This window comes from Amycolatopsis saalfeldensis (assembly GCF_900110575.1).
GTDB classification, from domain to species: Bacteria; Actinomycetota; Actinomycetes; order Mycobacteriales; family Pseudonocardiaceae; genus Amycolatopsis; species Amycolatopsis saalfeldensis.
This window is the reverse complement of record NZ_FOEF01000021.1, coordinates 35,763-62,556: the sequence shown is the minus strand read 5'-3', so window position 1 is coordinate 62,556 and position 26,794 is coordinate 35,763. Positions and strand designations below refer to the sequence as shown.

23 protein-coding genes are annotated in these 26,794 nt (G+C 73.2%); 16 read left to right on the top strand and 7 right to left on the bottom strand.

Going from position 1 to position 26,794, the window contains the following annotated elements; all coding sequences use genetic code 11:
* Positions 1 to 16: 16 nt before the first annotated feature.
* Positions 17 to 412 carry a DUF3224 domain-containing protein gene (locus BMY97_RS35715; RefSeq protein ID WP_091626097.1) on the bottom strand — a complete coding sequence of 132 codons (396 nt, stop codon included), beginning with the start codon at positions 410 to 412 and terminating at the stop codon, positions 17 to 19.
* Between the two features lie 62 nt (positions 413 to 474).
* Here BMY97_RS35715 and BMY97_RS35710 point away from each other — a divergent pair, with 62 nt between their 5' ends.
* Positions 475 to 1,452 (top strand): helix-turn-helix transcriptional regulator, encoded by a 978-nt coding sequence (locus BMY97_RS35710; RefSeq protein ID WP_091626094.1) that lies wholly within the window; start codon positions 475 to 477, stop codon positions 1,450 to 1,452.
* Positions 1,445 to 2,260 carry a uroporphyrinogen-III synthase gene (locus BMY97_RS35705; RefSeq protein WP_091626092.1) on the top strand — a complete coding sequence of 272 codons (816 nt, stop codon included), beginning with the start codon at positions 1,445 to 1,447 and terminating at the stop codon, positions 2,258 to 2,260. Before BMY97_RS35710 ends, BMY97_RS35705 begins: the two co-directional genes overlap by 8 nt.
* A gap of 3 nt (positions 2,261 to 2,263) precedes the next feature.
* Here the strand turns inward: BMY97_RS35705 and BMY97_RS35700 are convergent, their stop codons facing one another.
* Positions 2,264 to 2,737, bottom strand: coding sequence for a hypothetical protein (locus tag BMY97_RS35700; protein WP_091626089.1), 474 nt, complete (start codon positions 2,735 to 2,737; stop codon positions 2,264 to 2,266).
* 69 nt (positions 2,738 to 2,806) lie between these two features.
* On the opposite strand from BMY97_RS35700, the gene BMY97_RS35695 reads away from it, so the two are divergent.
* Positions 2,807 to 4,411, top strand: a complete 1,605-nt coding sequence (locus BMY97_RS35695; RefSeq protein ID WP_091626087.1) for a gamma-glutamyltransferase — start codon at positions 2,807 to 2,809, stop codon at positions 4,409 to 4,411.
* Positions 4,412 to 4,423: 12 nt separating this feature from the next.
* On the opposite strand, the gene BMY97_RS35690 is transcribed toward BMY97_RS35695, so the two are convergent.
* Together BMY97_RS35690 and BMY97_RS35685 are read right to left on the bottom strand one after the other, a co-directional pair.
* Positions 4,424 to 5,242: a siderophore-interacting protein gene (locus tag BMY97_RS35690; protein ID WP_091626084.1), complete on the bottom strand. Its 819-nt coding sequence runs from the start codon at positions 5,240 to 5,242 to the stop codon at positions 4,424 to 4,426.
* A 14-nt stretch (positions 5,243 to 5,256) separates the two neighbouring features.
* Positions 5,257 to 5,583 (bottom strand): MGMT family protein, encoded by a 327-nt coding sequence (locus BMY97_RS35685; protein WP_091626081.1) that lies wholly within the window; start codon positions 5,581 to 5,583, stop codon positions 5,257 to 5,259.
* Between the two features lie 156 nt (positions 5,584 to 5,739).
* Between BMY97_RS35685 and BMY97_RS35680 the strand changes: the two genes are divergently transcribed.
* The 3 genes from BMY97_RS35680 to BMY97_RS35670 are packed head-to-tail and all read left to right on the top strand — an operon-like array spanning position 5,740 to position 12,695.
* Positions 5,740 to 8,913, top strand: a complete 3,174-nt coding sequence (locus BMY97_RS35680; protein ID WP_091626078.1) for an ATP-dependent helicase — start codon at positions 5,740 to 5,742, stop codon at positions 8,911 to 8,913.
* A gap of 5 nt (positions 8,914 to 8,918) precedes the next feature.
* Positions 8,919 to 12,320 (top strand): ATP-dependent helicase, encoded by a 3,402-nt coding sequence (locus BMY97_RS35675; protein ID WP_091626387.1) that lies wholly within the window; start codon positions 8,919 to 8,921, stop codon positions 12,318 to 12,320.
* A gap of 24 nt (positions 12,321 to 12,344) precedes the next feature.
* The gene (locus BMY97_RS35670) at positions 12,345 to 12,695 is read left to right on the top strand and encodes a VOC family protein (RefSeq protein ID WP_091626075.1); all 351 of its coding nucleotides are present in this window, start codon (positions 12,345 to 12,347) and stop codon (positions 12,693 to 12,695) included.
* 3 nt (positions 12,696 to 12,698) lie between these two features.
* Here the strand turns inward: BMY97_RS35670 and BMY97_RS35665 are convergent, their stop codons facing one another.
* Positions 12,699 to 13,082, bottom strand: a complete 384-nt coding sequence (locus BMY97_RS35665) for a DoxX family protein (RefSeq protein ID WP_091626073.1) — start codon at positions 13,080 to 13,082, stop codon at positions 12,699 to 12,701.
* Between the two features lie 95 nt (positions 13,083 to 13,177).
* Here BMY97_RS35665 and BMY97_RS35660 point away from each other — a divergent pair, with 95 nt between their 5' ends.
* Together BMY97_RS35660 and BMY97_RS35655 are read left to right on the top strand one after the other, a co-directional pair.
* A complete protein-coding gene (locus BMY97_RS35660) occupies positions 13,178 to 14,260 on the top strand; it encodes a potassium channel family protein (protein ID WP_091626070.1) in 1,083 nt (360 codons plus the stop codon).
* A gap of 81 nt (positions 14,261 to 14,341) precedes the next feature.
* Positions 14,342 to 14,815: a hypothetical protein gene (locus BMY97_RS35655; protein WP_245787672.1), complete on the top strand. Its 474-nt coding sequence runs from the start codon at positions 14,342 to 14,344 to the stop codon at positions 14,813 to 14,815.
* On the opposite strand, the gene BMY97_RS35650 is transcribed toward BMY97_RS35655, so the two are convergent.
* Complete coding sequence (locus BMY97_RS35650; protein ID WP_245787680.1) at positions 14,808 to 15,758, bottom strand: neutral zinc metallopeptidase; 951 nt, start codon at positions 15,756 to 15,758, stop codon at positions 14,808 to 14,810. The two genes, BMY97_RS35655 and BMY97_RS35650, sit on opposite strands and share 8 nt — an antisense overlap.
* A 489-nt stretch (positions 15,759 to 16,247) precedes the next feature.
* On the opposite strand from BMY97_RS35650, the gene BMY97_RS35645 reads away from it, so the two are divergent.
* From BMY97_RS35645 to BMY97_RS35625, 5 genes are read left to right on the top strand one after another with little or no spacing between them, the layout of a single operon-like run.
* Positions 16,248 to 17,639: a DUF7847 domain-containing protein gene (locus tag BMY97_RS35645; protein ID WP_091626068.1), complete on the top strand. Its 1,392-nt coding sequence runs from the start codon at positions 16,248 to 16,250 to the stop codon at positions 17,637 to 17,639.
* Positions 17,633 to 18,268 carry a DUF4129 domain-containing protein gene (locus BMY97_RS35640; RefSeq protein ID WP_091626065.1) on the top strand — a complete coding sequence of 212 codons (636 nt, stop codon included), beginning with the start codon at positions 17,633 to 17,635 and terminating at the stop codon, positions 18,266 to 18,268. The genes BMY97_RS35645 and BMY97_RS35640 overlap by 7 nt, the downstream gene beginning before the upstream one ends.
* Positions 18,265 to 19,404 (top strand): DUF4350 domain-containing protein, encoded by a 1,140-nt coding sequence (locus BMY97_RS35635; protein WP_091626062.1) that lies wholly within the window; start codon positions 18,265 to 18,267, stop codon positions 19,402 to 19,404. Before BMY97_RS35640 ends, BMY97_RS35635 begins: the two co-directional genes overlap by 4 nt.
* Positions 19,401 to 20,375: an AAA family ATPase gene (locus tag BMY97_RS35630; protein WP_091626060.1), complete on the top strand. Its 975-nt coding sequence runs from the start codon at positions 19,401 to 19,403 to the stop codon at positions 20,373 to 20,375. The genes BMY97_RS35635 and BMY97_RS35630 overlap by 4 nt, the downstream gene beginning before the upstream one ends.
* Before the next feature lie 4 nt (positions 20,376 to 20,379).
* On the top strand, positions 20,380 to 21,672 hold the full coding sequence (locus BMY97_RS35625) for a DUF58 domain-containing protein (RefSeq protein WP_091626057.1): 1,293 nt from the start codon (positions 20,380 to 20,382) through the stop codon (positions 21,670 to 21,672).
* A 331-nt stretch (positions 21,673 to 22,003) separates the two neighbouring features.
* Here BMY97_RS35625 and BMY97_RS35620 read toward each other — a convergent pair whose 3' ends face one another.
* Complete coding sequence (locus tag BMY97_RS35620; protein WP_091626055.1) at positions 22,004 to 23,008, bottom strand: stage II sporulation protein M; 1,005 nt, start codon at positions 23,006 to 23,008, stop codon at positions 22,004 to 22,006.
* A gap of 52 nt (positions 23,009 to 23,060) precedes the next feature.
* Between BMY97_RS35620 and BMY97_RS35615 the strand changes: the two genes are divergently transcribed.
* Genes BMY97_RS35615 through BMY97_RS35605 form a run of 3 tightly spaced genes read left to right on the top strand, consistent with a single transcriptional unit; the run spans position 23,061 to position 26,789 of the window.
* On the top strand, positions 23,061 to 23,918 hold the full coding sequence (locus BMY97_RS35615; protein ID WP_091626053.1) for an RDD family protein: 858 nt from the start codon (positions 23,061 to 23,063) through the stop codon (positions 23,916 to 23,918).
* Positions 23,919 to 23,940: 22 nt separating this feature from the next.
* Positions 23,941 to 25,203, top strand: a complete 1,263-nt coding sequence (locus tag BMY97_RS35610) for a DUF2207 domain-containing protein (protein WP_245787671.1) — start codon at positions 23,941 to 23,943, stop codon at positions 25,201 to 25,203.
* On the top strand, positions 25,200 to 26,789 hold the full coding sequence (locus BMY97_RS35605; RefSeq protein ID WP_091626051.1) for a DUF2207 family protein: 1,590 nt from the start codon (positions 25,200 to 25,202) through the stop codon (positions 26,787 to 26,789). Before BMY97_RS35610 ends, BMY97_RS35605 begins: the two co-directional genes overlap by 4 nt.
* The last annotated feature ends 5 nt before the right edge of the window (positions 26,790 to 26,794 follow it).

Here is a 26,794-nt window from a genome sequence, read left to right as displayed (position 1 = left end):
GTCGGGCCCCTTTCGCTCAGAGCCGGTAGTCGAAGGTGTAGGACATGGCCGGCTCGCCCATCACGCCGTCGGCCGAGCCCGTGCCGGTGAGCCCGGCCAGCTCGCCGGTCGCGGACCCGGGCACGACCTCGAACTTCGACTGGATGCCCTTCGGGTCGAAGCCGACCTCGTGCCGCACGACAAAGGTGCCACGACGGCCGTCGACAGTGCCGTCGAAGCGCTCGTAGCCGGGCGAAGTCGTGTCGCCGCCGTCGTAACCCTCACCCGCGTAGTACAGCAGGTAGTCGCAGATCGACTCGCCTTCGATCAGACCGCTGTACGCCATCGTGGCGTGCGCGTACGCCACGCGCGGCTGCCCTTCGGTGCCGCTGGCCAGGTGCTCTTCCCAGTTCTTCATGGTGAACGTGTTCATGGAAGCCACTCAATCAGCCATACCTGTCAGCTTGTGTCAGGTTTTTCGGTCATACTCGATCCATGCGCGCCAGCCGGCTCCTGTCCGTCCTCCTCCTGCTGCAGAACCGCGGCCGGATGACGGCCGACGAGCTGGCGGCCGAGCTGGAAGTGTCCGTGCGCACCGTGTACCGCGACATCGAGGCGCTGTCGGCGTCCGGCGTCCCGGTGTACGCGGACCGCGGCCGCACTGGCGGCTACCAGCTCGTCGACGGTTACCGCACGCGCCTGACCGGGCTGACCGAGGAGGAGGCGCAGTCCCTCTCGCTCGCCGGACTGCCCGGGGCGGCGGCCGAACTGGGGCTCGGCACCGTGCTCGCGGCGGCTCAACTCAAGCTGCACGCGGCGCTCCCGAAGGAACTGCGCAGCAGCGCGGGACGCGTTGCCGAACGCTTCTACCTGGACGTGCCCGGCTGGCACCGCGGCATCGAAAGCCTGCCGCACCTTTCGGCCGTCGCCGACGCGGTGTGGTCGGCGCACCGCATCCGGATCCGGTACGAGCGCTGGGGCCGTCAGGTGGTCGAGCGGGTGCTGGAGCCGCTGGGCCTGATTCTCAAGGGCGGCAACTGGTATCTCGCCGGCCGGTGCGACGGCGCCGACCGCACCTACCGCGTTTCCCGCGTCCAGGAGCTGGCGGATCTCGGCGAGCCGTTCGAGCGGCCGGCGGACTTCGACCTCGCGGCGTACTGGCAGGAATGGTCCGCCCAGTTCGAAAAACGGATGTACCCGACGGCCGCGAAGGTGCGGCTTTCGGCGCGCGCGGTGACTCTCGTACCGTTCTACTTGGGCAGTGTCGGCGCGCGGGCGCTGAGAGAGGCCGTCGACGGCGGCGCGGAACCCGATGACGACGGCTGGCTCACCCTGGAGCTGCCGGTCGAGGCGGGGGAGCCCGCGATCGGCGAGCTGCTGCGGTTCGGGCCGCAGCTGGAGGTGCTCGGACCGGCGGACCTGCGGGCGCGGCTCGCGAAGGCGATCGAGGAGATGGGCGCGGTGTATGGGTGAGCTGGACGGGGTCCGGATCGGGGTCACGGCCGAGCGGCGGGCCGACGATCTGATCGCGGCCCTGACCAGGGCCGGCGCCGAGGTCCGGCACGCCCCGACGATCACCATCGTCGATCTGCCCGACGATCCGCAGCTGCGCGACGGCACGGGCGAAGTACTGGCCGCGCCGGTGGACTTCACCGCCGTGACCACCGGCGCGGGCTTCCGCGGCTGGCTCTCGGCCGCCGAGGGCTGGGGCCTGCGCCAGCCGTTGCTGGACGCCTTCAGCGCGTCACGGATCTTCGCGCGCGGCCCGAAAGCGGTCGGCGCGCTGCGGGGCGCCGGGTTGCGCGAGGAGTTCTCGGCGCCGGGGGAGAGCAACGCGGAACTGTTCGGCGGCTTGGTGGACGCCGGGGTCGCGGGCGCGCGCGTAGCCATCCAGCTGCACGGCACGCCGCTGCCGGAGTACACGAAGCTGCTCACCGACGCGGGCGCGTCGCTGGTCACCGTGCAGCCCTACCGCTGGCACTCGCCGCCCGACACCAAGCCGGTGTTCTCGCTGATCCACGACGTCCTGTCCGGCGAAGTCGAGGCAATCGCCTTCACCAGCGCCCCGGCGGCGACGAACTTCCTCGCGCTGGCCACCGAGTACGGCCGTCGCGAGGAGCTGCTGGCGGTGCTGCGCCGTGGCGACGTCGTGTGCGCCTGCGTCGGGCCGGTCACCGCGGCGCCGCTGGAGGACGCCGGCGTCCGGACCGTGCAGCCGGAACGCCAGCGTCTCGGCGCGTTGGTGAAGCTACTGGTGACGAGGCTGGGGCGGCAAAACTGAGCCTCAGCCGCTCGCCGCACCCCGGGCGGCCGCGGCGGTCCGCTTGCGCCGCCAGCTCAACAGCACCGCGGCCACGGCGAACACCTGGATTTCGGTGGCGAGCCCGGGCAGGTCGGCGGTAGCGCCGGCACCCGCCATGCCTTCGCGGCGGATGGTGCCGGCCGTGCCGCCGCCCGGGGCCAGCATCGAATACTCGCGGCCGGTCAAGGAGGCCGCGCGGAACTGGATGTCCCCGCCCGCGGCGTGCAGGCTCCACTGGCGGCGCACACGGTCGGTGCTCGCCAGCACCTCGTCGTTCTCCGCGAGCAGTTCGTAAACGCCGCTGAAGCGGTGCCTGCGCACGCGGTACCCGGTGCCGTCGAGGCTGAACTCCGCCTCGATCCGCCCGCGTTTCAGCACCAGCTCCGGCAGCTGCTGCCCGTCCTTGGTGACCTCGTACTGGTGGCCCAGCAGCTTGGCCCGCTTCACTTCCAGCATGCCCCGTGCACTCCCGGATTCGTGTGTACTCTCGATTCAAGAGTACACCTGAATCGAGAGTGGATTGTCATGGCAGAGCACCGTAGCGCCCGGACCACCAGCGCAGCACAACACGACCGGCTCGACCCCGCAGGCTGGGACCACGCGGAGGTCGAAGCGGCCCTGGACTGGCGGCGCATCCGGCAGGACGAGCGTCCCGCCGCCGCGAGCGGGGGCTCCGCTGTCCTGGTCGGGTCCACCGGCCCGTTCGCCACGCTCGCGGGCCGGCACGCGCTCGAGGCCGGGGGCAGCGCCACCGACGCCGTGCTGACCACCGCGTTCACGCAGATCGCGCTGTCGCTCGGGGCGTGGGTCAGCTACGCCGGGCTGTTCGGGTTGGTGCACCACGAGGCGGCGACCGGGGCCACGACCACCGTGTCCGGCGGGTTCGGCACGTTCGCCGGGGAGACCGGCCCGCTCGACATCCCGGCGCCGCCGCAGCCGAGCGGACGGACCGCGCTGGTCCCCGGGTTCGTGGCCGGCGCCCACGCGGCCCACGGCAAGTCCGGCCGGTTGCCTTGGGACCGGCTCTGGTCGCCCGCGCGTCACGTCATCGAGCGCGGGATCCCGGTGAACGCCCACCTCGAGCGGATGCTGACCATCCGCGCCGACGTGCTGACCCGCACCGACGAGGGCCGCGCCATCTTCGCCCCGGACGGTCGAGTGCCCCGCGCGGGCGAGCTCTTCTTCCAGCCACGGCTGGCGAAAACCGTTGCCGCGCTTGCCGAACAGGGTCCGGACTGGATGTACCGAGGGCCGTGGGCGGAGCACTTCGTCTCGGCCGTGCGCCGCGACGGCGGGCACGCGGCGCTCGACGACCTCGCGAACTACCGCGCACACTGCGCCGAACCGGTGTGGGGCTCCTTCGCCGGCCACGAGATCGCGGGCCTGCCCACCCCGGACACCGGCGGAGCCGAACTCCTCGCCGCGCTCGCCCGCCTAGAGGCCGCGGGCATCGGCGAACCGTCGCAGGATCCCCGTTCCCTGGCCGGATTCCTTTCGGCCCTGGACAACACGCCCCCGGGCAGCCACTCGGACTACGTGCTCGCCGTCGACCGTGAAGGCAACGTCGCCAGCCTGTGCCACAGCATCAACACCGCGATGTGGGGCACCACCGGGATTGTCGTCGACGGCATCCCGCTCCCCGACGCGGCCGCGTTTCAGCAGCCCCTGCTCGCGAGCCTCGCTCCCGGCGACCACCTGCCGATGCCGGTGGAGCCGGCCATCGCGCTTCGTGCCGGGCGGCCCGTGCTCGCCTGCAGCAGCATCGGGGTCGGACTACACCAGGCCACCCTGCTCGGGCTCCACCGCGTCCTCGCCCTCGGCCGTCCCGTCGCCGAGGCCGTCGCCGAGCCGCTGGTCCACGGCCCCGACATCATCGCCGGCGACTCGGTGACCTCCGTGGTGATCGAGCAGGAATCCCGCACCCCGAGCCACGTCGTCGACGAGCGTTTCTCTCCCGAGTGCGTCACCGCCGCACGGGATGCCGGATACGCGGTGACGACGCGTTCGGCCGACGATCCCGTTCTGCCCCGCGGTTTCTGGGCCGCCATCACCACCGACCCGGACACCGGCGCGCACACCGGCGCGCGGACTCCGTACGGCCAAGGCCCGGTGCGCACGACCTCGGCCTGAAAGCTGCCGGGCTCAGCCGCGCTCGGCCACGTTCGCGCGGCCGACGGCTTCCTCGCTCATCCCTTGACGCCAGTAGCCGGTGAAGCAGATCGCGCGCTTGTCGAAGCCCCGCTCGCGCACCAGGTGACGGCGGATCTGCTTCACCACACCCGCCTCGCCGGAGACCCAGGCGTACGGCACGCCGCCCGGGAGACCGGCAGTGCGGACGGCGTCCAGCAGGGCCTCACCGTGGCGTCGGCCGCGGTTGACTACCCAGTGCAGCTCGACCGCGCCACGGGTGTCGAATGCTTGGCGCTCCTCACGATCCGGGACCTCGACGTACACCACCGCGCGCGTCGAGGCCGGCAATGACTCGAGGATGGCGCCGATGGCGGGCAACGCCGTCTGGTCGCCGACCAGCAGCTGCCAGCCGGTGTCCGCCGGCACGTCGTACAGGCCGTGGGGGCCGAGGAACGCGACCGCGTCACCCACGCCGGCCCGCGCCGCCCACACCGATGCCGGGCCGCCGTCGTCCTCGTGCAGCACGAAGTCGACGTCCACCTCGCCGGTGCCGGGGCGGGCGGCGCGCACGGTGTACGTGCGCATCGGCGGCCGCACGTCGTCGGGCATCGCCAGGTAACTGCCGCGGTACCAGGACCCCACCTCGCCGTTGACCGGCGGCGGCAGGCGAGGCTCGGCTTCGCCGGGGAGCGGGAAGAAGACCTTCAGGTACCCGTCGGGCGCGACCGGTCCCGCCGAGGCGAGGCTCGGGGCGGCGAACGTGATCCTGGCCATGTGCGGAGTCAGCCGGCGGACCGCGGTGACCCGGGCGCGATGGTAATCCAAGCTCATTAGGCGAGCCTAACCTAAAACAAACCGTCCGGGCCATCCTCCTCGGCGACGCCGTCCGGGCGCCAGCGGTACTTGCGCAGGTCGACGCGCTGGCCGTCGGCGAGCACGCCCTCGCCGCGCAGGCGCTCCAGCTGCTCGTGCGCCAGGTGGGGAGCCGGGGTGCCGTTCGCGCGCAGGATCCGTTGCCACGGCAGGTCGTGGCCGTCCTCCGCGAGGACCCGGCCGACCAGCCGGGGTGAAGGCGCGCCCGAAAGCGCCGCGATGTCCCCGTAGGTAGCGACGGTCCCCGCCGGCACGTCCGCGATCACCGAGCGGATCCGCTCGTGCAGTTCGTCGTCCATGACCACGCACTCTGCCGCACCACACCGACACTCTGTCGGGCAACACCGTGCCGCACCGGCCCGCCAAGTGCGTGCCGGTGCACCACCCCGGCCGAGCGGCGTGGTTCCATCGCTGGTGTGAACGGGCGGAGAACGGCGCAGGGACAGGCGCGGCTGGTGCGCCCGCCCGTCGTCGGCGCGCCGTCGTTCACCTGGGACGCGGGCGCCCGGCGAGTCCTCGCGGCGCCCGCCGGTTTCGTGCGGGTGCTCGGCGGGCCGGGCACCGGGAAGACCTCGCTGCTCGCCTCCGCGGCGGCGCGGCGGATCGCCGACGGCGCGGACCCGGAGAGCGTGCTCGTGCTGACCACCTCACGCAAGGCCGCGGACACGGTGCGTGCCGACATCACCCGGCGGCTCACCGCCGACCCCGACCAGGCGTCGCCGTTGCCGCGCACGGTGAGTGAACCGCTGGTGCGCACTGTGCACTCGTACGCGTTCTCATTGCTGCGCCTGGAGGCGCGCGCCGAAGAGCTGCCCGCGCCCCGCCTGCTGGCCGGTGCCGAGCAGGACGTCGTCGTGCGCGAGCTGCTCGAGGGCGACCTGGAGTCGGGCGCGCTCGATTGGCCCGAGCAGCTGCGCCCGGCGCTGGTGGTGCCCGGGTTCGCCGAGGAGCTGCGTGACCTGCTGATGCGCGCGGCCGAGCGCGGCCTCGGCCCCGGGGACCTCGAAGAGCTGGGGCACCGCAAGGACCGTGAGGAGTGGGTGGCCGCCGGGCGGTTCTGGGCGCAGTACGAGGAGGTCACGCAGCTGCAAGGCGCGGGCGGCAACGCGCTCGGCGTCCGCGGCGCGCCGGCCCTCGACGCGGCCGAGCTGGTCACGTCCGCGCTGCTCGCGCTGGAGGACGACGACGAGCTGCGCGACCGTGAGCGCGCCCGCGTGCGGCACCTTTTCATCGACGACGCGCACCACCTCGACCCGCTGCAGACCCAGCTGATCCGGCTGATCGGGCACACCGCGGCCGAGTTCGTGGTGGCCGGGGACCCGGACCAGTCCGTGTTCTCCTTCCGCGGCGCCGACCCGAGCCTGTTCGCCGACGCGGACACCGACGGCGACTGCACGGTCATGCTGACGACCTCGCACCGGCTCGCCCCGACCGTGCGCGAGGCCGTGACGCGGCTCGGCGCCACGCTGCCCGGCGCGTCTCAGCATCGGAAACTCGTTACACCGCAAGGAAAGCGCGGCGGCAAGGTGCGCGTGCGACTGATGCCGACACCGGCCGCGGAGGCCAGCTGGATCGCCGACCAGCTTCGCCGCGCCCACCTCGTCGACGGGGTGCCGTGGACCGAGATGGCCGTGCTGGTGCGCTCGCCCGCGCGGACTTTCCTGGTGCTGCAACGAGCCCTGCGAGCCGCGGGGGTGCCGATCGGCTCGGCGACCGAGGAGCTGCCGCTGGCCCGGCACTCCGCCGTCCGCCCGTTGCTCGCCGTGCTGCGGATCGCCGCCGAGCCGGAGCTGCTGGACGTGGACCTCGCCGAAATGCTGCTCTCGTCGGCGCTCGGCGGCGCGGACCCGCTGGCGCTGCGGCGGCTGCGACGCGGCCTGCGCCGGCTGGAGCTGGCCGGCGGCGGGCAGCGCTCCAGTGACGAACTGCTCGTGGAAGCCCTGCGCGGCGGCGACATCCTGGCCGGGCTCGCCGATGCGGAAGCCCTGCCCGTGCGCCGCGTCGGCTCGCTGCTGAGCGTCACGAACCAAGCGGTGCAACGCGGCGACGGCGTCGAGCAGGTGCTGTGGGAGCTGTGGCAGGCCAGCGGGCTGCAGGAGCGGCTGCTTCGGATGGTCGAGCGCGGCGGTTCGCTGGGCGCGCAGGCCGACCGCGACCTCGACGCCGTGGTCGCGCTGTTCGACTCGGCCGGTCGTTATGTCGACCGGCTGCCGCGTGCGAGCGTCGCGGCGTTCGCCGACTACCTGTCCTCGCAGAACATCGCGGGTGACACCCTCGCGCCCGCCGCGATCCCGGGTGACGGTGTCTCGCTGCTCACCGCGCACGCCTCGGCCGGTCGCGAATGGACAGTGGTCGCCGTCGCCGGCGTGCAGGAGGGCGCGTGGCCGGACCTGCGGTTGCGGGGTTCGCTGCTGGGCGTGGAACGGCTCGTCGACCTGCTGTCCGGAGTGGACGACAACGACAAGGTCTCCGCCATCGCGCCGATCCTCGCCGAGGAGCGGCGGCTGTTCTACCTGGCCGCCAGCCGCGCGCGCCGGACGCTGCTGGTCACCGCCGTCGCGGGGGAGGACGAGCAGCCCTCGCGCTTCCTCGACGACCTGGAGGAGAACGGCGCCGACGACGGCGCGCTCGATTCCCGGATGAAGCCGGCCGGCCGGTCGCTGGTGCTGGCCGAGCTGGTCGGCGAGCTGCGCGAGGTGGTCTGCGACGACAAGTCCGAGCCCTCGCGCCGGGCCCGCGCGGCGAAACAGCTGGCGCGGCTGGCGAACGCCGGGGTGCCCGGCGCGCACCCGAGCACCTGGTACGGCCTGCTGCCGCCGTCCACCGACCGGCCGGTGCACGGGCCCGGCGACCTGATGCGGATCTCACCGTCCACTGTGGAGATCCTGGTCAAATGCCCGTTGCGCTGGCTGATCGAGCGGCACGGCGGCAGCGACCCGGCGCAGCTCGCCGCCGTCACGGGCACGCTGGTGCACGGCCTCGCGCAGGCCGTCGCGGGCGGCAGCACCGACGACCAGATCCAGGCGGCGCTCGACGACGCGTGGGTGCGCGTGGACGCCGGGGCCCCGTGGTTCTCCCGTCGCGAGCGCGGCCGGGTGGAGAAGATGCTGCGCAACTTCGTCACCTGGCTGGAAACCAGCCGCCGGGAGCTGATCGAGGCCGGGGTCGAGCAGGACATCGAGGTCGAGCTGCCGATGGGCGACGACGAGGTGCGGGTGCTGCTGCGCGGGCGCGTCGACCGGGTCGAGCTCGACAAGGACGGCCGGCCGGTGATCGTCGACATCAAGACCGGCAAGGTGCCCGTGTCCGCCGCCGACGCCGAGCAGCACCCGCAGCTCGCGGCGTATCAGCTGGCTGTGCTGCTCGGCGCGATCGAGGGCAAGAACACGCCGGGAGGCGCGCGGCTGGTGTACGTCGCGAAGTCCAACAAGCAGACCGGCTCGACCCAGCGCGACCAGCTGCCGCTCGACGAAGACGGCGGCAAGCAGTGGCTCGAGCTGGTGCGCTCGGCGGCGAACGCCGCGGCCGGGCCGGACTACCAGGCCAGCGAGAACCCGGACTGCGACCGCTGCCCGGCGCGCGGCTGCTGCCCGCTGCGCCCGGAGGGCCGGCAGGTGACCGGACCGTGAGCCCGTTGAGCCCGCTGCTGATCGCGAACCCGGTGGAGCCGGCGGAGATCGCCGACGCGCTGGGGCTGCACCGTCCGACGCCGGAGCAGGCGACGGTGATCGCGTCGCCGGTCGAGCCGTCGCTGGTGGTCGCGGGCGCCGGCGCGGGCAAGACCGAGACGATGGCCGCACGGGTGGTCTGGCTGGTGACCAACGGGATCGTCAGCCCGGAACGCGTGCTGGGCCTGACGTTCACGCGCAAGGCCGCACGGCAGCTCGGTGAACGCGTGCGGGCGCGGCTGCGGCGGCTGGCCGGATCGGGGCTGCTGGAGCGGCTCGACCCGACGGGCGGGCTGCGCGCCACCGTCGTCGCCGGTGAGCCGACGGTGCTGACCTACCACGCGTACGCGGGCCGCCTGCTGAGCGAGCACGGGCTGCGGCTGCCGGTGCAGCCCGGCGTGCGGCTGCTTTCGGAGACGTCCTCGTGGCAGCTGGCGCACCGCGTGGTGTCCACATGGGACAATGACCTGGAGACCGACCGGGTGCCGTCCTCGGTCACCGCGCAGCTGCTCGCGCTGGCCGGGGAATTGGGCGAGCACCTGGTGTCCACCGAGCGGCTGGGCGAGTACACGTCGTGGCTGTGCGAGGTGATCGAGAACGCGCCGCGCGCGAAGGGGCAGCGGGCGTCGCTGCCGGTGAAGCTCATGGAAGTGATGGCGGCGCAACGGTTCCGGCTCGAATTGCTGCCACTCGTCGAGGCGTACCACCGGCGTAAACGGGCCGAGGGCGCGCTCGACTTCGCCGACCAGATGTCGCTGGCGGCGCAGCTCGCCGACCACTACCCGGCGGTGGTGACCGGCGAGCGGGAGCGGTACGGCGCCGTGCTGCTCGACGAGTACCAGGACACCGGCCACGCGCAGCGCGTGCTGCTGCGCTCGCTGTTCGGCGGCGGCGGGCACCGGCCGATGCCGGTCACCGCGGTCGGCGACCCGGCCCAGGCGATCTACGGCTGGCGTGGCGCGAGCGCGGCCAACCTGCCGCGGTTCACCACCGACTTCCCGCGGCACAGCGGGGAAAGATTGGAGCCCGCACACGAATTCGGGCTGCTGACCAGCTTCCGGAACCCGCCCGAGATCCTGGAGCTGGCCAACGCCGTGGCCGAGCCGCTGCGGGCACGCGGGCTGGGCGTCGAGCGGCTGCGGGCGCGAGAAGGCGCCGGGCCGGCGGACATCGCCGTCTCACTGCAGCCGGACGTGCGCGCCGAACGCGAGTGGGTCGCGGACGCGCTGGCTCGCCGCTGGTTCGCGGAGAAAGAGGAGTCCGGCAAGCCGCCGACCGCCGCGGTGCTGGTGCGCCGTCGTGCGGACATGGCGCCGATCGCGAGCGAGCTGCGAATGCGCGGGCTGCCCGTGGAGGTCGTCGGCCTCGGCGGGCTGCTGGACGAGCCCGAGGTCGCCGACCTGGTCAGCACGCTGCGGGTGCTGGCCGACCCGCTCGCGGGCAGCGCGGCCGCGCGGCTGCTGACCGGCGCTCGCTGGCGGCTCGCGGCGGCGGACCTGGCGGCGTTGTGGCGTCGGGCCAACGAACTTTCCTCGCCGGCACCGTCCGGTGGCGCCGGCGAAGAGCCGACGCTGGTCATGGAACGCGCCGAACAGGCGGGTCTGATCGACGCCGTGGACGAACCGGGCTCACCCGAGCGTTACTCCGAGGACGGCTACCGGCGGATCCGGCGCGTCGGCGCCGAGCTGGCGGCGTTGCGGCGGCGGCTGGACCAGTCGCTGCCCGAGCTGGTGGCCGACGTCGAGCGGACGCTGCTGCTGGACGTCGAGTCACTGGCGCGGCCGGGCTCGGCGGGGCGGGCGCACCTGGACGCGTTCGCCGAGGTGGTCACCGACTACGCCGAGACGGCGCCGACCGCCACATTGTTGTCCTTTGTGGACTACCTGAACACGGCCGCGCACGCGGAGGACGGCCTGACGCCCGGCGAGGTCGAGGTGGTGCCGGACCGCGTGCAGGTGCTCACCGTCCACTCGGCGAAGGGGCTGGAGTGGGAGGTCGTCGCCGTTCCGCACCTGGTGGCCGACGTGTTCCCGAGCAAACGGCGCTCGTCCTCGTGGCTGCGCACATCCACGGCGCTGCCCGCGATTCTGCGCGGCGACTCGGCGGACCTGCCGGAGCTGCGCGTCTCCGAAGGCTTTGACCGCAAGGAAGTCCAGGAAGCGCTGGAGCTGCACGAGGAGGGCTTCGCCGAACGGGAAGCCGACGAGGAGCGGCGGCTCTGCTACGTGGCGCTCACTCGCTCCGAGCGCGCGCTGATCGTTTCCGGGCATTGGTGGAACGAGAGCAGCACGCGGCCCAAGGGGCCTTCGGTGTTCCTGACCGACATCGCGGAGGTGCTGCGCGCTTCGGACCCGCCGATCGGCTCGCTCGCGTCGTGGGCCGAAGAACCGGCTGCGGACGACGAGAACCCGCTGGTCGCGGACTCCCGGACCGGCCGCTGGCCGCTCGACCCGCTGGGCGACCGGCGGACCGGGGTGTCGACGGGGGTGGAGCTGGTCTTCGCGGAGATGGCCGCCGCGCCGCCGGAGCCGGACCCGGCAACTCCGGTCGCGCCGGTCGAAACGCCGGTCGAGACGGCCGCCGCGGACTCGGACGAAGAATGGCCACTGCCGCCGGAGCCGGAGGAGTTCTCCGAGGAAGAACCGTTCGAAGAGTCCGAAGAGGACCCTTCCGACGAGGTCGACCCGGAGGACCCGGACGGCTGGGCGTCGGACACCGACGTCCTGCTTGCCGAGCGCGCCCGGGCTCGGGCCACTGTGGACCGCGTGGTGCTGCCGTCGCAGCTGTCGGTGAGCCAGCTGGTGGAGCTGGCGGCCGACGCGGACGCGCTCGCGCAACGCCTGCGTCGCCCGCTTCCGTTGCCGCCCAACAGTTTCGCTCGCCGCGGCACGGCCTTCCACGGCTGGCTGGAGCAGCGCTTCTCCGGCGACCGCCTGCTGGAGATCGACGACCTGCCCGGCGCCGCCGACTTCGGCGAGGCCCCGGACAGCGACTTCGAGGAACTGCAAGAAGCCTTCGAACGCAGCGAATGGGCCGAGCGCGTCCCGCTGGCCGTCGAGATCCCGTTCTCGGCCGATGTCGAAGGCATCACCGTCCGCGGCCGGATGGACGCCGTGTACGCCGACGCCGACGGCGGCTGGACCGTGGTGGACTGGAAGACCGGCGGGGTGCCGTCCGCCGAGCGGCTGCCCGCGCTCGCCGTGCAGCTGGCCGCGTACCGGCTCGCGTGGGCGGCGCTCAAGGGCGTGCCGGTCGAACGCGTGCGCGCGGCCTTCCACTACGTCCGCCCCGGCCACACGCTGCGCCCGGCGGACCTGCTGGACGCCGAAGGCCTGCGTGACCTGCTGCGGAACGTGCCCTCGGAGTAGCCCCGGAGGACTTATCCTGGCTGCGTGATCAATGGTGCGCACGTCATCGTTTACAGCCGTGACGCGGAAGCGGACCGGGCCTTCTTCCGGGAGGTGCTGGACTTCCCGCACGTGGACGCGGGCGGCGGCTGGCTGATCTTCAAGCTCCCACCGGCCGAGGTCGCCGTGCATCCCACGGAGGGCCCGGATGCGCAGGAGCTTTACCTGATGTGTGACGACGTCGACGCGACCGTGGCGGACCTGGCCGCGAAGGGCGTCGAGTTCACGGAGCCGGTCACGGACGCGCGCTGGGGACGGCTGACCAGGCTTCGTCTGCCGGGCGGCGGCGAAGTGGGGCTGTACGAACCCCGCCACGAGCGAGCCACCGAGCTGTAAGGCTCAGCCGCGGTCGCGGACCGTCAAGGCCCACCGGACCAGCGGCCACTGCACCGGCAGCCGCAGCCAGGCGATGGCGCGGTCACGGGCCGGGCGGCCGTGGCGCTGGGAGTCGAGCGCCATCTTGACGTTGCCCGGGAACACGCCGACGAACAGCAGCGCCGCCGCCAGCCCGCCGAGACGCCGGGTGCGCGGCATCACGATGCCCGCCGCCACGCCCAGCTCGGCGACCCCCGAGCCGTACGTCCAGGCACGGCGCGTGCCGGGCAGCTCCTTCGGGATCAGCGCGTCGAACGGCTTCGGGCGAAGGAAGTGCAGGGCGCCGGACGTCGCGAGCAGGCCGGCGAGGAGGTAGGCGGGCCGTTGCGAACCGCGGGAATCGGGCATGCCCTCACCCTGCCACAGCGACGGGTGTGCGGCGGGTGACCTTGGGCTAGGCTCCCCGACGTGAGTGACGCCGAACACCCGCGGGGAGCCGGTGCATGAAGGCCCTCAAACGGCTACCGCTGAACGTCCGGCTGAACGACCGCCCCGATCACGAGCTCGTCGGCGTGATCCGGATGCCGGAACTGACCGTCAGCCCGATGCGCTCGATCGTCAAGCGGGTCATCGGCGCGCTGCTCGCGCTGCTGGCGACGGTGCTGATCGTGTACGCCGACCGCGGCGGCTACCGCGACGTCAACGGGGACGGCGTTTCGTTCCTGGACGCCATCTACTACTCCACCGTCTCGCTTTCGACCACCGGCTACGGCGACATCGCGCCGGCCTCGGCGACGGCGCGGCTGGTCAACATCGTGGTCATCACCCCGCTGCGGGTGCTGTTCCTCATCGTCCTCGTCGGCACCACGCTGGAAGTGCTCACCGAGCGCTCCCGGCAGGCATTCAAGATCCAGAAGTGGAGGACGAAGGTGCGCGACCACACCGTCGTCGTCGGGTTCGGCACCAAGGGCCGGTCGGCCGTCAACGCGCTGCTCGGCGACGAGGAGGTCCAGCCGAGCCGGATCGTGGTGGTCGACACCGACCAGCAGGCGCTGGACGCGGCGAGCGCGCTCGGCCTGGTCACCGTGCACGGCTCCGCGACCCGCGCGGACGTGCTGCGGGTGGCGGGCGTGCAGCACGCGCGGGCCGTGGTCGTCGCGCCGAACCGTGACGACACCGCCGTGCTGGTCACGCTGACCGCGCGTGAGCTGGCGCCGAAGTCGCACATCGTGGCGTCGGTGCGGGAGGCGGAGAACGTCCACCTGCTCAAGCAGTCCGGGGCCAGCCAGGTGGTGGTGTCCAGCGAGACCGCGGGACGGCTGCTCGGCCTGGCCACGTCCACCCCGCTGGTGGTCGACATGGTCGAAGACCTGCTGACGCCGGAGTCGGGCCTGGCCATCGCGGAACGCGCGGTGGAGCCGTCCGAGGAGGGCGGCTCCCCGCGGCACCTGCCGGACATCGTGCTGGGCGTGGTCCGCGATGGCGTGCTCTACCGCGTGGACGCCCCGCAGTCCGACGCCATCGAGCCCGGCGACAGGCTGCTGTACGTCAAGAAGGTCACCCAGGTCGACAAGGTGGAACGCTAAGGTCCCGCAGGCCGGCGCGGGGGTCACCCGGGGCAGGCGTCACCTTCACTGGGTTTTGCCAGTGCTATCTGGAACCATGGCGTGGTGCTGTCTTCCGACCCGGCGAGAAAGACCTCCCTGCAGCGCTGGCTGCAGGTGGGCATCCCCACGGCCGCCGGTGTGCTTGTCGTCGTGCTGGCCTGGTTCGCCGGGCCCGGCCTCTTCGGCATCACCGTGAACGACGGGGGAGTGCCCACGCCGGCGGAGGTCACCAAGCCGGCGGCCTGCACGGCCGCGAACCCGGTGGAGACGGTCAAGTTCACCCTCGGTGGCAAGCCGCGCGAGGGCACGCTGAACGCCTGCGGTCACGCCCAGGGCGACCACGTCGAGGTCGGCGTCCCCTCGGACGCCCCGGCGAGCGGCCCCATCACCCTCCGCGCGTCCGACACCTCGGCCGGTTCGCAGGACTTGCGCGGCCCGATCGCGTTGGTGCTGCTGGTCTTCGCCTGCTTCGCGGGCGGGATGTACGCGTTCCTGGTGATCAAGGGGCCCGGCCGGCTGGCCCTGCTCAGCTGACGTCGGAGGCCGGGGCCGCGAAGGTGTTGCAGTCCGCGATCCGGTTGCTGCGCGCGCCGGCCCGCCACCACTGCGCGTAGTGGGCGTTGGTGCCGTGGTCGTGGCTGTGCGAGGTGTTGTCGCCGCGGGTTTCCTGGTCGTTCCAGGCCTTGTTGTACATGTCGCGGGTGACGGTGCCGCCCTGGTCGACGTGCGCGCCGAGGAACATGCCCGAGAAGCACTGGGCCTGCAGCTCCTTGCGGCGCGACATGTCCAGGCCGTCCGGGCTGTTCTGGCCGGCCGCGTAGATCTTCTGCCACGCGGCGTCCATGATCCCGGCGACCTCTTGCACGTGGTGGCCGTACTCGTGCGCGAACAGGGCCAGGTACACGCCCGGGTTGTTGCCGTACTGGTCGGTCTGCAGGCCCTTGAACGGCACGTACAGGTTGTTCTCGCAGTAGTACGCGGCCGTCGCGATGCCGACCTGGATGGTGCCGCATTCGGTCTCGAAGCTCGGCCCGGTCGGGAAGTGCAGCGCGGGCGAGGTGAACGGCAGGTTGTAGGCCTGGAGGAACGGGCCCCACGCGGCGTCCAGGCACTTGCTGGCCGCGGTGAAAAACGCCTCGGCGCCGTCCTGCGTGCTCACCCACGGCGGCAGGTTGCAGACGCGGTTCTGCAGCCCGGCGTTCGGGTCCTGGAGGATCGGGTGGTCGGCGAGCTTGAGGATCTTCTGCGGGCCGGTCGAGCTGGGCGCGCTGCTGGGCGCGTCCGAAGTCGACGGCTCCGACGACGGGGTCGACGAGCCGTTGTTCGGCGGCAGCTCGAACGGGCTGCTCGGCACGGGCGTCGGGGTGTTCTGGTAGCCGGCGTTGGTGACGTCGGAGCCGGACCCGTTCAGCGAGACGATCCCGACCACGCCCAGCACCAGCACGGCCACCGCGCCGAGGCAGAGCCCGACGATCAGGCCGGTCGAGCGCCGCTTCGGCGGCGGGAAGTCGTGCTGCTGCTGACCCCACGGCGCCTGCGGCGGCGGGCCCTGGTTGTACGGGCCGGGCTGCCCCTGCGGAGCGCCCTGATACTGCTGGCCCGGGTACTGCTGACCGGGGTACTGCTGCTGGCCGGGGTACTGCTGGCCCTGGTAGGGCGGCTGGCCCGGCGGCCCCTGAGGCGGCTGGACCGGCCCACGGCCCGGTACCGGGGGCGGTTGAACGGTCCCGCGTGGCGGCACTGGGCCGTAGGGCGGTTGCGTCATCAGGGCAGTCCCGGTGGGTCTCGGCGGGAAGCCGGGCGGCCCCCGGCTTCCGTTCAGCATATCGGGGGAACGGGCCGCTTCCCCAGCACTTGCCGAGACTGGTCACCCGTCCCGGTCGTCACCCCAGGTCTGGCCGGGTTTGGGGGGCTCTGGAAGAGTGAGCGGGGAGTTGATGACGGGTCGTGAGGACTAGGGGTTTCGATGACAGACACACCCGGCTCGCCCGGGCCCGGTGCGGACGACGAAACGCCCACCCCGAGCCAGGGCTTCCCGAGGCCCGAAGTTCCCCCCGCGACCGCCCCGGCCGAAGCCGGCGGGCCTGCCCCGGTCACGCCGCAGCAGGGCACGGCGGGCGACGGCTCCGGCCCGGCGCCGCAGGTGACGCCCGGCAGCGCGACCTCGCCGTCCGGCGCGACCGCTGAGTCCGCGTCCGGCGCGAGCACTGAGGCGGCGGCTTCCGGCGCGAGCACCGAGACCGGCGACGACGCCAAGACTCCGCCTTCGGGTCTCCCGCAGCAGGCGCCGCCGTCCGGGAGCACCCCGGTGCCGCCGCAGGCCCCGCCGTCGTTCGGCGCCCAGAGCAGCGCGCCCGGTCAGCCGAGCGGGCAATGGCAGTCACCCGGCCAGCAGTCGATGCCGCACTACCCCGGTGGCGCGTACGGCCGGCCCGGCGGTGGCTGGAACCCGCAAGGACTCGGCAAACCCGGCGTGATCGCGTTGCGCCCGCTCAACATCGGCGACATCCTCGACGGCTCCATCACCGCCATCCGCCGCTACCCGTTGCTGGTGCTGGGGGTTTCGGCGGTCGTCGCGGTGGTCGTGGCGGCGCTGAACCTGCTGATCTCGCTGACGCTGCTGCCGGACGTCACGCGGGTGAGCACCCTCGGCCCCGGCGCGACCCAGCAGGAGCAGCTCGACGCGGTGTACAACCTGCTCGGCAGCACCCTGCTCACGCTGATCCCGGCGTTGATCATCACGATCCTCGGCCAGACGTTCCTCACCGGCTTCCTGACCGTGGTGATGGGCAAGGCCGTGCTCGGCCGTCCGGTCGACTTCCGCACGGCGATGCGCGAGGCCGGCCCGCGGCTGCTGCCGCTGCTGGCCCTGACCCTGCTGTACACGCTGGCCACCATGGTCGCCGCGATCTTCTGCCTGCTGCCGGCGGTGATCCCGTACGTGTTCTGGGCGCTGGCCGGTCCGGCGCTGGTGCTGGAGCGCGGCACGATCCGCCAGGCGTTCGGGCGCTCGCGCCGGCTGGTGTCGGGCTCGTTCTGGCGGGTGCTCGGCATCCTGCTGCTGGCGGCCCTGATCGGCTGGCTGATCACCTCGATCATCAGCGTGCCGTTCAGCCTCGGCTCGGGCGCGTTCTCCGGGCTGTTCGACCCGCAGGCCGGGGTGCCGAAGCAGAGCACCGGCGGCCTGGTGCTGCAGTCGGTGGGCACGGTGATCGCGTCGACGATCGTCACGCCGTTCACCGCGCTGGTCACCGTGGTGCTCTACATCGACCAGCGGATGCGGCGCGAGGGCATGGACATCGAGCTGGCGCGGGCCGCGGGCATCAACCCGCAGGCGCCGCCGCAGCAGGCGTGGTGACGTTCCGGCTCACCGACGTCCCGGTCGACATCGACCGGGACCCCGCCCGCGCGCAAGCGGCCCAGGAGCTGACCGATCCCGGCTACCGGGCCGCCGAGCCGAGCCTGCTGGAACGGCTGACCCACTGGCTCGGCCAGCTGTTCGGCAGGCTGCTCGACGCGTTGTCCGGCGTGCCCGGCGGTCCGCTGGGCGTGCTGCTGGTCGTCGCGCTGCTGATCGTGCTGGTCGTGGTGGTACGGCTGCGCGTCGGCAAGGTCGGCCGCGCCGGGCAGGCGGCCAAGCAGGTCTTCGCGGGGCGGCGCCGTTCTGCCGACGAGTACCGCCGGGCCGCCGAAGAGGCCGCGGCGCGCGGAGAATTCGCTGACGCCGTGCGGGAACGCTTCCGTGCGCTCGTCCGCGGCCTGGAGGAACGCGCGCTGCTCGACAGCCGCTCCGGCCGGACTGCCGACGAGGCCGCCGCCGAAGCGGGCGCGTTACTGCCGAACCTGGCCGCGGACCTCACCGCCGGCGCCCGGCTGTTCGACGACGTGCACTACGGCGGCCGCCCCGGCACCGAGGACGGCTACCGCGCGCTGACCGAGCTGGACAGTCGCGTCCGCCGCGAACGGCCGGTTCTGGTGGGCGCGTGAGCACCTCTGTATCGCCCGATCTGCGCCGGATTTGGCGCGGTGTCAGGATTCCGCTCGCCTTGCTGTTGCTGATCGTGCTGACCGGCCTGGTGCTGGTGCTCAGCCGCGGCGATCAGACGAGCGGCCAGCTGGAGCCCGGGTCCTACGAGCCGGGCGGCAGCCGCGCGCTCGCCCAGCTGCTCGGCCGACAGGGCGTGGACGTCCATCCGGCGCACACCATCGACGAGGCGCTGCAGCAGGCCGACGGCGGCACCCTGCTGGTCACCGCGCCGGATTTGGTGCCGGGTAACGGACTTGCCGAGTTGCGTCGCCGGGTCGCGCACCTCGTGCTGATCGCGCCGGGGCCGGAGGCGTTGCGCGCGGTGCTGCCCACCGTCACCGCCGCGGGGAGTGGGGACGTGCGGACACTGGAGCCGGACTGCACGGTCGGCTCGGCCGTCGCCGCGGGCTCGGCTTCACTCGGCGGCACGCGTTACCGCACCACGGACCCGTCCGCGCGGTCCTGCTACCGCGACGGCGAAGACCCGACGTTCGTGCAGTTCGCCGACCGGACGGGCACCGTCACCGTGCTGGGCACGTCCGCGCCGTTGACCAACGAGCGGCTCGCCGACGAGGGCGACGCGGCGCTCGCCATGCGCGTGCTGGGCGACCACGGCCGGCTCGTCTGGTACCTGCCCTCGCCCACGGATCCCGCGCTGGCAGGCAGCCAGAAGCCGTTTTTCGACCTCATCCCGGCGGGCTGGCGCTACGGCGCGCTGATGGCCGGGATCGCCGTGGTGCTGCTGGCTTTGTGGCGGGCGAGGCGGCTGGGGCCGGTGGTGCGCGAGCCGTTGCCGATCGTCGTGCGCGCGGCGGAGACGGCCGAGGGCCGCGCGCGGCTGTACCGGCGGGGCGGCGCGACCGGGCACGCCGCGGAGACGTTGCGGGAGGCCGCCCGCGCCCGGCTGCGGTCGAGGCTCGGCCTGCCGGGTGACGCCGATCCGGCGTCGCTGGTGGAGACGGTGAGCACGCGCACCGGACGCGCGCCGGCCGAGATCGGCGCGGTGCTGTACGGCCCGCCGACGGGCGCCGAGGCCGAATTGGTGCGGCTGGCGGACGAACTGGACAGGGTGGAACGAGAGGTGGAGCGGTCTTGAGTACCGAACAGACGCAGGCGCCGGTCGACGCGCGGGCGGCGCTGATCTCCCTGCGCGCCGAGGTCGGCAAGGCCGTGGTGGGCAACGACGCGGCCGTCACCGGGCTCATCCTGGCGCTGCTCTGCCGGGGGCACGTGCTGCTCGAAGGCGTGCCCGGGGTGGCGAAAACGTTGCTGGTACGGGCTTTGGCGGCGTCGCTGGACCTGAAGACCACCCGCGTGCAGTTCACCCCGGACCTGATGCCGGGCGACGTCACCGGGTCCATTGTGTACGACGCGCACAGCGGCGAGTTCTCCTTCCGCGAGGGCCCGGTGTTCACCAACCTGCTGCTGGCCGACGAGATCAACCGGACCCCGCCGAAAACCCAGTCCTCGCTGCTGGAGGCGATGGAGGAGCGGCAGGTCTCGATCGACGGCCGCTCGCACCCGCTGCCGGACCCGTTCGTGGTGGTGGCGACGCAGAACCCGGTGGAGTACGAGGGCACCTACCCGCTGCCCGAGGCGCAGCTGGACCGGTTCCTGCTCAAGCTGACCATGCCCGCGCCCTCGCGGGAGGACGAGATCGGCATCCTGTGGCGGCACGCGCAGGGATTCGACCCGCGTGACCTCGCGGCCGCGGGCCTCCGTCCGGTGGCCGGCGCGGCGCATCTGACGGCCGCGCGCCAGGCGGTGGCGCGGGTGACCGTCGGGCCCGAGGTGATCGGCTACGTCGTGGACCTGTGCCGCGCGACGCGTGAGCTGCCTTCGGTGCAGCTGGGCGTTTCCCCGCGTGGCGCAACGGCTTTGCTCGCCGTGACCCGGGCGTGGGCCTGGCTGGCCGGGCGCGACTACGCGACCCCGGACGACGTCAAGGCGCTCGCCCGTCCGGCGCTGCGGCACCGGCTGGGCGTGCGGCCGGAGGCCGAGCTGGAAGGCGTGACCGCGGACGGCGTCCTCGACCGGGTGCTGGCCTCCGTGCCGGTGCCGCGCTGAGCCGATGGCGCTGACCGGGCGGCTCGGGCTGCTGGCCCTGCTGGGCGCGCTGGTGGTCGGGCTGCTGGCGCCGTCCGGCACCGGCGTGGCGGCCGTGCTCCTGGCGCTGCTGGTGCTGGTGGTGGCCGACCTGGTGCTCGCGGGCAGCGTGCGCGCGCTGCGGTTTTCGCGCGCTGGAACGACTTCCGTGCGGCTGGGCGAACCGGCCGAGGTGACGCTGACCGTCACCAATCCCGGGCGGCGCGCGGTGCGCGGGTGGCTGCGTGACGCGTGGCCGCCGAGCGCCGCGGCCGACGACCGGCACCGGATCGCTGTCCCATCGGGGGAGCGGCGCGCGTTCACCACGCGCCTGCTGCCGACGCGGCGCGGCGACCGGCCCGCGGTCCGCGTGACCGTGCGCGCGGTGGGGCCCTTGGGTTTGGCGGCCCGGCAGGGCTCGCACGAGGTGCCGTGGTCGGTGCGGGTGCTGCCGCCGTTCCACAGCCGCAAGCACCTGCCGTCGCGGCTCGCGCGGCTGCAGCAGCTCGACGGGCGCAACGCGGTGATGATCCGCGGCCAGGGCACGGAATTCGACTCGCTGCGCGAATACGTGATCGGCGACGACGTGCGCTCGATCGACTGGCGCGCCTCGGCCCGCGCGGCCGACGTGATGGTGCGGACCTGGCGCCCGGAGCGCGACCGGCACCTGGTGCTGGTCCTCGACACCGGCCGCGTCTCGGCCGGCCGCGTCGGCGACGCCCCACGACTCGACGCGGCGATGGACGCGGCGCTGCTGCTGGCCGCGCTGGCTTCCCGCGCGGGCGACCGAGTGGACCTGCTGGCGTACGACCGTCGCCTGCGCGCCGCGGTGCAGGGCTCTTCGGCGACCACACTGCTGCCTTCGCTGGTGAACGCGATGGCGCCGTTGGAGCCGTCGCTGGTCGAGACGGACGCGCGCGGCATGGTCGCGGAGGTCCTGCGCCGCACCCGTCGCCGGGCTCTCGTCGTGCTGCTGACGGGTCTCGACCCGGCGCCGTTGGAGGAGGGTTTGTTCCCGGTGCTGGGCTCGCTGACTTCACGGCACGAGGTGATCGTCGCGTCGGTGGCGGACCCGCGCGTCGCCGAGATGGCCCGTGGCCGCGGCGACGCCGAAGCGGTGTTCGACGCTGCCGCGGCGGAGCGGGCGATGGCCGAGCGTGCGTCCGCGGTGGCTCGGCTCGGGCAGCGTGGGGTGGCGGTGGTGGATGCTGTGCCGGAGGAGCTGCCCCCGGCCTTGGCCGACCGTTACCTGGCCCTCAAAGCCGCCGGACGGTTGTAGGTCAACCGGCTTCGGGCAGGGCGTCGTGATGGTGTGGTTGCGGCGACGCCGCGGCGGTGGAGCGCGTGATGGTTGTGTGCGTTTGGGGTGGCTGGGCTCGGGCGGCGTGGAGTGGCTGTGCCGGAGGAGCTGCCCCGGGCGTGGCCGATCGTTACTTAGTCCTCAAGCCGGTCGGGCAGGGCGTGGTCGTGGCGACGCCACCGCGGTGGAGCGGGCGATGGTTGTGTGCGTCTGCGGTGGCTCGGTTCGGTCGTCGCGGGGTGGCCGTGCCGGAGGAGCTGCCTCCAGCCTTGGCCGACCGTTACCTGGCCCTCAAAGCCGCCGGACGCCTTTAGCCGGCTTCGGGCAGGGCGTCGCCGGTGTGTTGGGTGTCCAGGTCGCCGACCTCGCCTTCGTGGGCGGCGCGGCGGCCGAGGGTGAAGACGTAGGTCAGGAAAAGCAGTTCCACCGCCGCGCCGATGCCGATGCGCAGCCAGGTCGGCCAGCCCGAGGGCGTCACGAAGGCCTCGATCACGCCCGAGACCAGCAGCACGCACGCCAGCCCCAGCGCGATGACCACCACGGAACGGCCCTGTTCGGCCAGTGCGGCGCTGCGGGAGCGGCGGCCGGGGTCGATCACCGTCCAGCCGAGTTTCAGGCCGGTGCCCGCGGCGATGAACACGGCCGTCAGCTCCAGCAGGCCGTGCGGCAGGAGCAGGCCGAGCAGCACGTCGCCGCGGCCGGCGGAGGACATCAGGCCGATGGCGACGCCCGCGTTCAGCGAGTTCAGCCACAGCGCGCTGATCACCGGCAGGCCGAGCGCGACGCCGAGGAACAGGCAGGTCGCGGCCACCCAGGCGTTGTTCGTCCACACCTTCGCCGCGAACGAGGCCGCCGGCCCGGTCGAGTAGTACGTCTCGTACTGGCCGCCGGGCGCGGTCATCGCCTTGACCTCGTCCGGGGAGATCAGCGACGCGCGGACCTGCGGGTCGCCCGCGATCCACACGCCGAGCACCGCCATCAGCGCCACCGAAGCCAGCGCGGCGGGAATCCACCAGCGCCGGCTCAGGTAAACCGCGGCGGGGAACCGGCGGGTGAAGAACAGCGCCACCTCGCGCCACGCCGGGCTGTGCGAGCCCGTGACCGCCGAGCGCGCCCGCGCCACCAGCGCGGACAGGCGCGCGAGCAGGGCCGGGTCCGGCGCCGTCGAGCGGATGATTGACAGGTGCGTGGCCGTGCGCTGATACAGCGTCACCAGCTCGTCCGCCTCGGCGCCGCTGAGCCGGCGGCGGCGCACGAGCTCACCGAGCCGCGACCACTCCGCGCTGTGCGCCGCGACGAAGACGTCGACGTCCACCTGTCACCTCCGTTTCGCTGAACCCCAGCCTAGGGCTCACTAGACTGACCCGGTGCAGGAAGAGTCCGATCTCGTCACCGGCGAAGCCGTGGTGCTGGACCTGCGGGTGGCCAAGCTCGCCAGCCGCGGGGTCGCGATGCTGCTCGACGTCCTCGTGCAGGGCGCGCTGCTGCTGATCGCCGTGCTGGTGCTGGTGTTCGCCATGCCCAGCGCCGACTCGTCGCTGACGGTCGCCCTCCTGCTCACGCTGTTCGTGCTGATCGTGATCGGCTACCCGGTGCTGTTCGAGACGCTCAGCCGCGGCCGCTCACTCGGCAAGCTGGCGCTGGGCCTGCGCGTGGTTCGCCTCGACGGCGGCCCGATCCGCTTCCGCCACGCGCTGACCCGCGCGCTGGCCGGGTTCTTCGTGGACTTCTGGGCACTGGGTTTCCTGGGCGCGGTGGCCGTGATCGTCTCGCTGGCTTCGTCGGACGGCCGTCGTGTCGGCGACTTCCTGGCCGGCACGCTGGTGATCCGCGAGCGGGTGCCGCACAGTGCGCAGGCGTACGTCGTGATGCCGCCGGGTCTGGAGGCGTGGGCCTCGCAGCTGGACCTCAGCCGCCTGCCCGACGACCTGGCGCTGGCGTCCCGCCAGTTCCTGGGCCGCTATCACGAGCTGCGCCCGGAAGCGGCCGCGTCGCTCGGCCAGGGGCTCGCGTACCAGGTGGCGAACGCTGTCGGGGTGGCGCTTCCGTACGGGATGCCGCCGTGGACCTTCCTTCAGGCCGTGCTGGCGGAACGCCGCAACCGCGACCAGGCCCGGTTCGCTCCGGCGTACGGGCGCCCCGCGCCGCAACCGGCTCACGCACCTCAGCCCGTGCCGGAGCCGCCGCGCGCCGAACCGGAGAACCCGTTCACCCCACCAAGCTGACCGGGGGCTCTACGCTGTCGCCGTGCTGACCGAACTGGCCGTGGCGCTGGTGCTCGCGCCGTCCGGCGGGGTGACCGACGACGTCGCGGTGACGGCCGCGCGGAACGGCTCGCTCACCGTGACCGAACGGGTCACCACCAGCGGGCCCGCCGTCCACCGGATCCCGCTGCGGGTGCCCGCCACCGAGGAGCAGGACCGCGTCTACGCCGTGGACAACGTCCGCATCACCGGTGGCCACGTCGAAACCGGCGCCGACGGCGTGGTGGCGGCCTTCGACGGCGGCCCCGCCACCCTGACGTACACAGTGGACGGTGCGGTCGACGACGCCGGCCAGCTGCGCTGGCAGGTCACCGGCGGCTGGGACGCCGGCTTGGCCCGCGTGACCGCCGCCTTCACCCCGCCCGTGCCCGGAATGTCCACTGCGGACTGTTTCGCCGGCTCGCCCGGATCCGCGCGGCAGTGCACGTTCTCCGAGATCGGCGACCAGGGTGTGGTCCGCGTCGAGCAGGACGGCCTCGCCCGGGGCGACCGCATCGACCTCGCCGTGCGCCTCCCGGCCGGGGCGCTGCCCGCCAACGCCCGGTTCGTCCCGGTCTCGACGGTCGCCGCGGCCTTCGTCTTCGGCCCGCTGACGGCCGTGGGGCTAGGCGTCCTGGTGGTCCTGCTGTTGCTCGGCGCGCTCGCCGTCTGGTGGCTGCGCCGCCGGGACCGGACCACAACCGCGACCACCGTCGTCCCACCCGCGTACGCCGCGATAGTTGCCGAAGACCGTCTCGACCTCTCCGGCACGGCGTTCGACCTGGCCTCTCGCGGTCACCTGCGCTTTGCCGAAACGGACGGTGCCGACTGGCTCGTCACCCGCGGCGAAGGCGACGGACTGCGGGACTTCGAACGCACCGTGCTCGCGGCGTTCGACGTGCCCCGGCTGTCGGAGGTCCGCGCGCTCGACCCCACGGCGTTGCGCGGCCGCCTGCTGGCCGACGCCGTCCGCGAAGGCTGGCTGTCCCGCTTGCCCGGCCGCGCACGGCGAAGTGGCCTCGGCCTGATCGCGCTGGGCTTGGTCGCGATGGTCGTGCTCACCTTCACCGTCGGGTACGCGCTGCTGGGAGTCGCGGTGGTCGTCGCCGGTCTCGCGCTGGTCGCCGCCGCGCCGAGCCTGCCCCGCCGCACCGCGCGCGGGCGGACACTCGCCGCCCCGCCCAGACCCGACGACGAAGCCCTCGCCGCCGCGCTGGACGGCGTCCTCGCCCTGTCCGAACGCCGTCGCGCGCTGGAGTTCGCATGAGGCGCACCGTTTTCCTGGTGGTACCGGCGCTGCTGCTGGCCCTCACCCCGGCCGCGTTCGCGCAGGATCTGCCCGCGTTGCCGCAGAGCGCGGAGGTCACGCTGAAGGTGCAGCGCGACGGCAGCCTGTCGGTCACCGAGGCCGTCTCCGTGCCCGAAGGCACCTCGATGACCCGGCGCATCGCCCTGCGCGCGCCGGCCGACGACAACCAGGATCGCCTGCTCACCGTCCGGGACCTGAGCATCGAGGGCGCGGGCAGCTCCGAGACCTCGGCCGACGCCGTGACCCTGGACCTGCGCGGCGGCACCTCGATCGTCCAGTACACGGTGGACGGTGCGGTCGGCGCCGGCCGTGGCGTCGAGCGGGTCACGTGGGACCTCGCCGGCGGCTGGGACACGCGGCTGGAGCTGGTGCGGGCGACGTTCGCCGCGCCGAGCGTGCCGGACGCGCTGAGCTGCCTCGCCGGTCCACCCGGGACGGTCAGCCCGTGCGGGGCCGCGCAGATCGACCACTCCGGGCTCACCCGGGTCTCGGTGCCGAACCTCGCCGCGGGCCAGCGCGTGGAGCTGACGGCCGAACTGCCCGGCGGCACCGTGCCGGTCACCGAGCGGCTGGTGCCGGCGAAGACCGTGGCGGGCGCGATCTCGGCGTCGGCCCCGGTGTGGTGGGCGTGGGGCGCCTTCGCGGTACTGCTGCTGGCGGCGCTGGCGTTGGTGGGTTTCCTGCGCCGCCGTGACGCCGCGCCCGCCGTCCCGCTGCCGGTGGACCTGCTGTCGGACGGCCAGTTCTCCTCACCGGACGGCGTGCTGCCCGGCCACGTCGGACCGCTGCTCACCGGCCGCGCCGGCGCCGTCGACCTCGCGGCGACCGTGCTGGACCTGTGCGTGCGGAACTACATCTGGGTCAGCGAAGACGGGCCGCGCGACTGGGTGCTCGTCCGCCGGAATCCGCCAGACGAGCAGCTGGGCCGGTTCGAGCGCGCGGTGTACGAGGCCGTGCTGCCGGGTGAGTCGGTGAAGGTGTCGTCCCTGCACTCTTTCCAGACGGGCGTGCTGGCTGACGTCGTCCGTCGCCGCTGGCTCTCCCGGCGCGGCGCGAAGCTGTCACGAGCCGGTGCGCGACTGAGCCTGTATGGCGTGTTTCTGACGGTGCTGCTCACCTTCACCGTCGGTTACGCCCAGCTCGGCCTCGTGGTGATTGCCTGCGGCGTAGTGCTCTCGCTCGGTGCCCGTTTGCTCCCGGCGCGGACCACGTCGGGCCTGCTTCTACGCCGCCGCCTGCTCGGCCTGCGCGCCCGGCTGGCCGCGCCGGACCCCGCGCGTCTCACCGCCGCGGATCGCGAGCTGCTCTTCTCCCGGGCCCTCCCGTACGCACTGGCTCTCGGCGAAGCCGACCAGTGGGTGGCGGCCTTCGCGGCGCCCGGCCGTTCGCCACAGGCGTACTGGTACGGGACGGCCGCCGAAGGCCCGGCCGCGGTGGCCGCGACCAGCGGTTTCGCGACCGCATTGGTGGCCGCGTTCGCGTCGGCGGACCACGAGGTGAGAGGCATCCGACCGGACGCACCGAGGGACCCCGCGCCTGCGTAGGGTGG